We start from the raw sequence: 9,956 nt of genomic DNA, 5'->3' as shown, positions 1-9,956 counted from the left end.
GGCGGCGATCGCGCAGGCCGTGCCGGTCGCCGCGCGCGGGCGGGGGGGCGGCGCTCGGTGGGCTCGCCGTCGCCCCGGCCGGGCCCGGCCCGGAGCACGTGGGGAACCGTACGTCCTTGACGACCGACTTGGCTCGCTGTTTCATCGGGTCGTCATCGGGTTGGTCGGATCACCGAAGATCGACGACGTGCGCGAAGGGGACCCGACATGGCCGGAGGACGGATCAGTGCCGCGAGGTTCGCCGAGGAGGGGCGTGCGGCGGTGGAGCGGGCCATCGGGGCGAACAAGGACTCCGTGGCGGCGGCAGGGCGGCTGTTCGCGGACTGCGTCGCCGCGGACGGGGTGATCCACGGCTTCGGCACGGGTCACTCGCAGGCCACCGTGCTGGAGATCGTCGGACGGGCCGGGGGGCTGATCCCGACCAACCGGATCGGGCTGTCGGACCTGGTGCTGCGCGGCGGCGAGGACCGCTCCGTACTGAGCGACCCGCTGCTGGAGCGCTCGCCGGGCCTGGCCGGGCGGCTGTACGAGCTGGCCGGCCCGCGCCCGCAGGACCTCTTCGTCATCGTCTCCAACTCCGGGGTCAACAACTCGGTCGTGGACATGGCCCTGCACGTCAAGGAAGCCGGCCACCCCCTGGTCGCCCTCACCTCGCTCACCCACACCCGCGCCGTGCCCGCCCTGCACGCCAGCGGCAAGCATCTCGCCGACCTCGCCGACGCCGTGCTCGACAACTGCGCCCCCGCGGGCGACGCGCTGCTGCCGCTGCCCGGCGGTGGCGCCCTGTGCGGCGTCTCCACCATCACCTCCGCGATGCTCGTGCAGATGGTCGTCGCCGAGGCCGTGGGACTGCTCACCGCCGAGGGCGGGCAAGCGCCGGTCTACGTCTCGGCGAACCTCCCCGGCGGCCACGAGCGCAATGCCGTACTGGAGCAGCACTACGCCGGACGGCTGCACCGCGGCGGCTTCTGAACCCGCCCCTCCCGTCCGGCCCCCACCTGCCGCTGACACCCTTTCCGGTCCGGCGCGCGCCGGAGTGGGGGGCCAGGAACCTCGTTACGGAGCGCCATCAATTAGTTTGGTGGGGCAGCGAGAACGAGGAGAAGTGGACTGATGTCCGAAATGAATGCGCATGCCTCCACCAGGCTCGACCGGCGCCCCGAATGGCACGCGCTCGCCAAGCACCGCGAGGAGCTGGCCGACACCCACCTGCGGGACCTGTTCGCGCGCGACCCCGAGCGGGCCGGCCGGTACACCGTCCAGGTCGGCGATCTCCATCTGGACTACTCCAAGCAGCTGGTGACCGACGAGACGCTCGGGCTGCTCCGCGAACTGGCGGCCGCGACCGGGGTGTTCGAGCTGCGGGACGCGATGTTCCGCGGTGAGCGGATCAACGTCACCGAGGACCGGCCGGCACTGCACATCGCGCTGCGCGCGCCGCGATCCGCGGTGATCACCGTCGACGGGCAGGACGTCGTGCCGGCCGTGCACGCCGTGCTGAACAAGATGACGGTCTTCACGGACCGCGTCCGCTCGGGGGAGTGGACCGGCCACACCGGCAAGCGCATCAGGAACATCGTCAACATCGGCATCGGCGGCTCGGACCTGGGCCCCGCGATGGCGTATGAGGCGTTGCGCGCCTACACCGCCCGGGAGTTGGCCTTCCGCTTCGTGTCCAACGTGGACGGCGCCGACCTGCACGAGGCGGTACGGGACCTGGACGCGGCCGAGACGCTGTTCATCGTCGCCTCGAAGACCTTCACCACGATCGAGACCATCACCAACGCCACCTCCGCCCGGCAGTGGCTGCTCGGTGAGCTCGGCGCCGGCGAGGAGGCGGTGGCCAAGCACTTCGTGGCGGTGTCCACCAACGCGGAGAAGGTCGCCGAGTTCGGCATCGACACCCAGAACATGTTCGAGTTCTGGGACTGGGTCGGCGGGCGCTATTCGTACGACTCCGCGATCGGTCTCTCGTTGATGGTGGCGATCGGCCCCTTGCACTTCCGGGAGATGCTGGCGGGCTTCCACCTGGTGGACGAGCATTTCCGTACCGCGCCGCCGGAGGAGAACGTGCCGTTGCTGCTGGGCCTGCTGGGTGTCTGGTACGGCAATTTCCATGACGCGCAGGCGCATGCGGTGCTGCCGTACAGCCATTACCTGAGCCGGTTCACGGCGTACTTGCAGCAGTTGGACATGGAGTCGAACGGCAAGTCCGTGGACCGTGAGGGCAAGCCCGTCACCTGGCAGAGCGGGCCGGTGGTGTGGGGCACGCCCGGCACGAACGGGCAGCACGCGTACTACCAGCTGCTGCATCAGGGCACGAAGCTGATTCCGGCGGACTTCATCGGGTTCGCCCGGCCGGTCGACGAACTCGGCCCGCAGGCCGGGCAGCACGACCTGCTGATGGCGAACTTCTTCGCGCAGACCCAGGCGCTGGCCTTCGGCAAGACCCCGGAGGAGGTGCGCGCCGAAGGTGTCCCGGAGGAGCTGGTCGCCCACAAGACCTTCCGGGGCAACCGCCCCACGACGACCATTCTTGCCGCCGAGCTGAGTCCGTCGGTCCTGGGCCAGCTGATCGCCCTCTACGAGCACAAGGTCTTCGTCCAGGGCGCGATCTGGAACATCGACTCCTTCGACCAGTGGGGCGTCGAACTCGGCAAGGTCCTCGCCAAGCGCGTCGAACCCGCCCTCACCGAGGGCGCCGACATCCCCGGCCTCGACCCGAGCACAACATCCCTGGTCGCCAAGTACCGCGCCCTGCGCGGCCGCTGATCCCTGCGGGGCCGCTGACGTGGGTCGTCCGAGCCGCGCCCGGCATCGCCGGGCCGGCTGATCGCCGCTGCGGCGGAAAGCCGAGGGGCCGGGGACAGGTCCCCGGCCCCTGCACACGGGAACTGCCTCCCGCACCCGCGCCCGGGGGGCGTCGGGCGCCGCGGCCCCGGGCTGCCGCTGTGATGGTGAGGAGCCGTGAGGGTGGTGTCCGGTGGCGTGGGCTGCGGTTCGGGTGAGTGGGGGTAGTGCTCCCGCCCCCGCGGCTGCTGGAGGCCGGGGCCCCGGGCTGCCGCGGTGGTGAGGAGCCGTGAGGGGTGTCCGGTGGCGTGGGCTGCGGTTCGGGTGAACAGGGGAGTCTCCCGCACCCGAGGGCCGGGACCCCGGGCGCCGTCGTGACGGTGAGGAGTCACGACGGCGTGGCCCGGTGGCGCCCGGGCGCGGCTCGGGGCCGGGGCCGGTTACGACGACGCAGATGGATACAACTGCGGAGGAAGCTTGGCCGCCGCCGCCCGGTCCAGCAACCACAGCGTGCGGGCCCGCCCGTACGCACCGGACGCGGGGGCCTGGAGCTCGCCCGGGGCCGACAGGGCCACCGCGACCGCACCCGCCTTGTCCTCCCCGGCGGCGAGCAGCCACACCTCGCGGGCCGCGCGGATCGCGGGGAGCGTGAGGGAGACACGGGTCGGCGGCGGCTTGGGAGCGCCGTGGACGCCGACCACCGTTCGTGCGGTCTCCCGGACGCCCGGGTGCTCCGGGAAGAGCGAGGCGACGTGCGTGTCCGGCCCCACCCCGAGCATCAGGACGTCGAAGGACGGTACCGCGCCGTGGTCCTCGGGCCCGGCCGCAGCCGCCAGTTCCGCCGCGTAGGCCGCAGCCGCGGCGTCCGCGTCGGAGCCGTACTCCCCGCCGGACGCGGGCATCGCGTGGACCCGAGCCGGGTCCACGGGTACCGCGTCCAGCAGGGCCTCACGCGCCTGGGTGATGTTGCGCTCCGGGTCGCCCTCCGGAAGAAACCTTTCGTCACCCCACCACAGATCCAGCCGCGCCCAGTCCACGGCGTCCCGCGCGGGGGACTCCGCGAGCGCGGCCAGCAGCGCGTTGCCGTTGCGTCCACCGGTGAGCACCACGTCGGCGGTGCCCCGGGCGGCCTGGGCGTCCACGATCTTCGTGATCAGCCGGGCCGCCGCGGCGCGCGCCATCAGTTCCTTGTCGCGGTGGACGACCACCTGCGGCGTACTCACGACGGGCTCGCCGCCTTCCCGGAGCCCGCCGCCCCGGAACCGGACTTGCCCGCTCCGGACTCGGCCGCCGCCTTCGCCGCGGAGGCCGCGGCCGTCTTCCTCGCCGAGGGAGTCGCCTTCTTCGCGGCCGGCTCGGGGTCAGGCGACGCTTCCGCGGCGGCGTGGGTGACCAGGTGCTTGATACCGAACCGCACGGTCGCACGGTAGGTGTCGTCCGGGTCGAGCCGCCGCAGCTCCTCCGCGATCAGCTCCGAGGTCTCCCGCCGCTTGAGCGCGACATGCCGGTCGGGCTGGCCGGGCATCGCCAGCTCTGCGAGCACCCCGTCCGGCCGGTCCAGGCAGATGTCGCCGTCCGGCGTGGTCAGCCGCGCCCCGGTGATGCCGGGACCGCCGGAGACCTTGCGCTCCACCGGCACCCCGAGCCGGTCCGCCAGCCACAGGGCGAGCAGCTCCGTACTCGGGTTGTACGCCTCGCCCTGCACCGACGCCGACTGGATCTCGGAGTGCTTCTGGTCCAGCGCCGCGGCGAGCATCGAGCGCCACGGGGTGATCCGGGTCCACGCCAGGTCGGTGTCGCCCGGCGCGTACGTGTCGGCCCGCAGCCCGAGGGCGGCCACCGGGTCCTCCGCCGCCGCGGCGTCGGTGATCCGGCGCTGCCCGAGCCGGCCCAGCGGGTCCAGAGCCGGGTTGTCCGGGCCGTCCTCCGGCCACCAGACGACCACCGGGGCGTCCGGCAGCAGCAGCGGCAGGACCACCGACTCGGCGTGGGCGGCCAGTTCACCGTGCATCCGCAGGACCACCGTCTCGCCGGTGCCCGCCTCCGCACCCACCATGACCTCCGCGTCGAGCCGGGCCGAGGCCCGGTCCCGCGGCGAGCGCCCGGGCCGCTTGATGACGGCGATGATCCGCGAGGGGTGCTCGCGGGACGCCTCGTTCGCGGCCTTCAGCGCGTCGTACGCACTGCCCTCGTCGGTCACGACGACCAGGGTCAGCACCATGCCGACGGCCGGAGTGCCGATGGCCCGCCGCGCCTCGATCAGCCCGGCGTTGATCCGCGATGAGGTGGTGTCCGTCAGATCGATTTTCATGGCCGGCGCCAGCTCCTGCCGTCTCGTGCGAGCATCTCGTCCGCCTCGGCCGGTCCCCACGTGCCGGAGGCGTACTGCGCGGGCTTGCCGTGCTTGTCCCAGTAGGCCTCGATCGGGTCGAGGATGTTCCAGGACAGCTCGACCTCCTGGTGGCGGGGGAAGAGGTTGGCGTCGCCGAGCAGCACATCGAGGATGAGCCGCTCGTACGCCTCCGGGCTGGACTCGGTGAAGGACTCGCCGTAGGCGAAGTCCATCGTGACGTCCCGGACCTCCATCGAGGTGCCGGGCACCTTGGACCCGAAGCGGACCGTGACGCCCTCGTCCGGCTGCACCCGGATGACCAGGGCGTTCTCGCCCAGCTCCTCGGTCGCGCCGGATTCGAACGGCAGATACGGGGCCCGCTTGAACACCACCGCGATCTCGGTGACCCGGCGGCCCAGCCGCTTGCCGGTGCGCAGGTAGAACGGCACGCCCGCCCAGCGGCGGTTGTTGATCTCCAGCTTGACGGCCGCGTAGGTGTCGGTCTTGGACTTGGGGTCGATGCCCTCCTCCTCCAGGTAGCCGAGCACCTCCTCGCCGCCCTGCCAGGCGTGCGCGTACTGCCCGCGCACGGTGTGCTTGCCCAGATCGTCGGGGAGGACGACCGCGCCCAGCACCTTCAGCTTCTCCGCGGTGAGCGCCTTGGGGTGGAAGGAGCCGGGCTCCTCCATGGCGGTCAGCGCGAGCAGTTGCAGCAGGTGGTTCTGGATGACGTCGCGCGCGGCGCCGATCCCGTCGTAGTACCCGGCACGACCGCCGATGCCGATGTCCTCGGCCATGGTGATCTGCACGTGGTCCACGTAGGAGCGGTTCCAGATCGGCTCGAACATCGTGTTGGCGAACCTCAGCGCCAGGATGTTCTGCACCGTCTCCTTGCCCAGGTAGTGGTCGATGCGGAAGACCTCGTTGGGCGGGAAGACCTCGTGCACGATCCGGTTGAGCTGCTGGGCACTGGTCAGGTCGTGGCCGAACGGCTTCTCGATCACCGCGCGCCGCCACGACTCGCCGCTGCCCTGCGACAGACCGTGCTTCTTCAGCTGCTGCACCACGTTGGGGAAGAACTTCGGCGGTACGGAGAGGTAGAAGGCGAAGTTGCCGCCGGTACCCCGCGCCTTGTCCAGGCCCTCGATGGTCGACTTCAGCGTCTCGAACGCCGTGTCGTCGTTGAACTCGCCGGGCACGAAGCGCATCCCCTCGGCGAGCTGCTGCCAGACCTCCTCGCGGAACGGTGTGCGCGCGTGCTCCTTGACCGCGTCGTGCACCTCCTGCGCGAAGTCCTCGTCCGCCCAGTCGCGACGGGCGAAGCCGACCAGCGCGAAACCCGGCGGCAGCAGACCGCGGTTGGCCAGGTCGTACACCGCCGGCATCAGCTTCTTGCGGGACAGGTCGCCCGTCACACCGAAGATGACCAGGCCGGACGGCCCGGCGATACGCGGCAGCCGCCGGTCCAGCGGGTCCCGCAGCGGGTTGACCGGTGCCGCGGTCCCCGCCGCGTCCGGCGAGGTGGGTGTCTCGGTGGTCACCTCAGGCCTCCGAGGAGGGGGCAAGCCGTTCGAGTTCCGCCTTGGTCGACTCCAGCAGCTCGTTCCAGGAGGCCTCGAACTTCGCGACGCCCTCGTCCTCCAGGACCTGGACGATGTCGTCGTACGACACACCGACCGCCTCCAGGGCGTCGAGGTCGGCCCTGGCCTGCTCGTAGGTGCCGCGTACGGTGTCGCCGCTGATCTGGCCGTGGTCCGCGGTGGCCTCCAGCGTGGCCTCCGGCATGGTGTTGACCGTGTTCGGCGCGACCAGCTCGGTGACGTAGAGGGTGTCCGGGTAGGCCGGGTCCTTCACGCCGGTGGAGGCCCACAGCGGGCGCTGCTTGTTGGCGCCGGCCTTCTCCAGCGCCTCCCAGCGCGTGGAGGAGAAGACCTCCTCGTACGCCTGGTAGGCCAGCCGCGCGTTGGCGACCGCGGCCTTGCCCTTGAGCGTCTTGGCCTCGTCGGTGCCGATCTTCTCCAGGCGCTTGTCGACCTCGGTGTCCACCCGGGAGACGAAGAACGACGCCACGGAGTGGATCTCCGACAGGTCGAGCCCGGCCGCCTTGGCCTTCTCCAGACCGGACAGGTACGCGTCCATGACCGCGCGGTAGCGGTCGAGGGAGAAGATCAGTGTGACGTTGACGCTGATGCCGCGGCCGATGACCTGGGTGATCGCGGGCAGGCCCGCCTTGGTCGCCGGGATCTTGATCAGCGTGTTCGGCCGGTCCACCAGCCAGGCGAGCTGCTTGGCCTCGGCGACGGTCGCCTTGGTCTCGTGGGCGAGCCGCGGGTCGACCTCGATGGAGACCCGGCCGTCCTGGTGGTCGGTGGCGTCGAACACCGGGCGCAGGATGTCGGCGGCGTCGCGGACGTCCGCCGTGGTGATCATCCGCAGCGCCTCCTCGACGGTCAGCCGGCGCGCCGCGAGGTCGTCGAGCTGGCTGTCGTAGCCGTCGCCCTCGGAGATCGCCTTCTGGAAGATCGACGGGTTGGTGGTGACACCCACCACATGCTGCTGGTCGATGAGCTCGGCCAGGTTGCCGGACGTGATGCGCTTGCGCGACAGGTCGTCCAGCCAGATCGCCACGCCCTCGTCGGAAAGGCGCTTCAGTGCGTCTGTCATGGGGATTGCATCTCCTACTAGTCGTTACCTGCGTCAGCGATCAACAGCGTCGAGAGATTCCCGGGCCGCGGCGGCGACGGCTTCCGCGGTGAAGCCGAACTCGCGGAAGAGGACCTTGGCGTCGGCCGAGGCGCCGAAGTGCTCCAGGGAGACGATGCGCCCGGCGTCGCCGACGAAGCGGTGCCAGGTCAGGCCGATCCCGGCCTCGACAGCGACCCGCGCCCTCACCGACGGCGGCAGCACACCGTCGCGGTAGTCCCGGTCCTGCTCCTCGAACCACTCCACCGACGGCATCGACACCACCCGGGTCGGCACGCCGGCGGCCTGCAGTTCCTCGCGGGCGGCGACGGCGAGCTGCACCTCGGAACCGGTACCGATGAGAATGACCTGCGGCCGGGCGGTCGTCCCGTCGGGAAGCTCCGCCTCGAACAGCACGTACCCGCCGCGGGCCGCGTCCTCGTTGCGCTCGTAGGTCGGCACGCCCTGCCGGGTCAGCGCCAGACCGTGCGGGGCGCCCTTGCCGAACTCCTTCGTCCAGCGCCGCAGAATCTCCCGCCAGGCGATCGCGGTCTCGTTGGCGTCCGCCGGCCGGACCACGTTCAGCCCCGGAATCGCCCGCAGCGAGGCCAGGTGCTCCACGGGCTGGTGGGTGGGGCCGTCCTCGCCCAGACCGATCGAGTCGTGCGTCCACACGTAGGTCACCGGCAGGTGCATCAGCGCGGACAGCCGCACCGCGTTGCGCATGTAGTCGGAGAAGACCAGGAACGTGCCGCCGTAGACACGGGTGTTGCCGTGCAGCGTGATGCCGTTCATCTCCGCGGCCATGGAGTGCTCGCGGATACCGAAGTGGATCGTGCGGCCGTACGGGTCCGCTTCCGGCAGCGGGTTCCCGGTGGGCAGGAACGAGGAGTTCTTGTCGATCGTGGTGTTGTTCGACCCGGCCAGGTCCGCCGAACCGCCCCACAGCTCCGGGATCACCGCACCCAGCGCCTCCAGGACCTTCCCCGACGCGGCCCGGGTCGCCAGCGACGCTCCGGCCTCGAACACCGGGAGCTTGTCCTCCCAGCCGGCGGGCAGTTCGCCCGCGTCGACACGGTCGAAGACCGCGGCGTGCTCGGCGTTGGCGGTGCGCCACGCGGCGAGCTGCTTCTCCCACTTCGCCCGCGCCTCACGCCCGCGGTCCAGCGCCTCACGGGTGTGCGCGATCACCTCGTCGGAGACCTCGAAGGACTTCTCCGGGTCGAAGCCGAGCACCCGCTTGGTGGCGGCGACCTCCTCGGCGCCGAGCGCCGAGCCGTGCGCGGCCTCGGTGTTCTGCGCGTTCGGCGCCGGCCAGGCGATGATCGAGCGCATCGCGATGAACGACGGCCGGTCGGTGACCGCCTTGGCGGCCTCGATCGCGGCGTACAGCGCGTGCGGGTCCAGGTCGCCGTTCTCCAGCGGCTCGACGCGCTGGACGTGCCAGCCGTACGCCTCGTAACGCTTGACCGTGTCCTCGGAGATCGCCGTCTCGGTGTCGCCCTCGATGGAGATGTGGTTGTCGTCCCACAGCAGCACCAGGCTGCCGAGCCTCTGGTGTCCGGCCAGCGAGGAGGCCTCCGCGGAGATGCCCTCCTGCAGGCACCCGTCACCGGCTATCACGAAGACGTGGTGGTCGAACGGGCTCTCGCCGGGGGCGGCGTCGGGGTCGAACAGGCCGCGCTCGTAGCGGGCCGCCATCGCCATCCCGACCGCGTTGGCCACACCCTGGCCGAGCGGTCCCGTCGTGGTCTCCACACCGGTGGTGTGCCCGTACTCCGGGTGACCCGGGGTCTTCGAGCCCCAGGTGCGGAACGACTCCAGATCGCTCAGCTCCAGCCCGAACCCGGCCAGGTAGAGCTGGATGTAGAGGGTCAGGGACGAGTGACCCGCGGACAGCACGAACCGGTCACGGCCGGTCCAGCCGGCATCCGCCGGGTCGTGCCGCATCACCTTCTGGAAGAGGGTGTACGCGGCCGGCGCCAGGCTCATCGCCGTGCCTGGATGGCCGTTGCCGACCTTCTGCACGGAATCCATGGCCAGGACACGAGCGGTGTCGACGGCCCGCCGGTCCAGATCGGTCCACTCAAGGTCTGTTGTGGTCGGCTGCTTGCTCACCCTGGGTCAGGGCTCCTCTCCACATATTGAAAGC

General features: G+C 71.1%; 7 protein-coding genes. 2 read left to right on the top strand and 5 right to left on the bottom strand.

Features of this window, described 5'->3' with window-relative positions:
- The first annotated feature begins 207 nt into the window (after window positions 1-207).
- Both VIW71_RS05475 and pgi read left to right on the top strand, forming a co-directional pair.
- Window positions 208-972, top strand: a complete 765-nt coding sequence (locus VIW71_RS05475; protein ID WP_331620816.1) for an SIS domain-containing protein — start codon at window positions 208-210, stop codon at window positions 970-972.
- 150 nt (window positions 973-1,122) lie between these two features.
- Window positions 1,123-2,772, top strand: coding sequence for a glucose-6-phosphate isomerase (gene pgi / locus VIW71_RS05470; protein ID WP_331620820.1), 1,650 nt, complete (start codon window positions 1,123-1,125; stop codon window positions 2,770-2,772).
- 458 nt (window positions 2,773-3,230) lie between these two features.
- On the opposite strand, the gene pgl is transcribed toward pgi, so the two are convergent.
- The 5 genes from pgl to tkt are packed head-to-tail and all read right to left on the bottom strand — an operon-like array spanning window position 3,231 to window position 9,922.
- Window positions 3,231-4,013 carry a 6-phosphogluconolactonase gene (pgl, locus tag VIW71_RS05465; protein ID WP_331620815.1) on the bottom strand — a complete coding sequence of 261 codons (783 nt, stop codon included), beginning with the start codon at window positions 4,011-4,013 and terminating at the stop codon, window positions 3,231-3,233.
- Window positions 4,010-5,101: a glucose-6-phosphate dehydrogenase assembly protein OpcA gene (opcA, locus tag VIW71_RS05460; protein ID WP_331620814.1), complete on the bottom strand. Its 1,092-nt coding sequence runs from the start codon at window positions 5,099-5,101 to the stop codon at window positions 4,010-4,012. Before opcA ends, pgl begins: the two co-directional genes overlap by 4 nt.
- Window positions 5,098-6,663 carry a glucose-6-phosphate dehydrogenase gene (gene zwf / locus VIW71_RS05455; protein ID WP_331620813.1) on the bottom strand — a complete coding sequence of 522 codons (1,566 nt, stop codon included), beginning with the start codon at window positions 6,661-6,663 and terminating at the stop codon, window positions 5,098-5,100. The genes opcA and zwf overlap by 4 nt, the downstream gene beginning before the upstream one ends.
- Before the next feature lies 1 nt (window position 6,664).
- Window positions 6,665-7,786, bottom strand: a complete 1,122-nt coding sequence (gene tal / locus VIW71_RS05450) for a transaldolase (protein ID WP_331620812.1) — start codon at window positions 7,784-7,786, stop codon at window positions 6,665-6,667.
- A gap of 33 nt (window positions 7,787-7,819) precedes the next feature.
- On the bottom strand, window positions 7,820-9,922 hold the full coding sequence (gene tkt / locus VIW71_RS05445; protein WP_331620811.1) for a transketolase: 2,103 nt from the start codon (window positions 9,920-9,922) through the stop codon (window positions 7,820-7,822).
- Between the last annotated feature and the right edge of the window lie 34 nt (window positions 9,923-9,956).

The organism is Streptomyces sp. (assembly GCF_036524955.1).
Taxonomy (GTDB): Bacteria; Actinomycetota; Actinomycetes; order Streptomycetales; family Streptomycetaceae; genus Actinacidiphila.
Note: the sequence above shows the minus strand (reverse complement) of the source record. Positions and strands in the feature narration are given on the sequence as shown.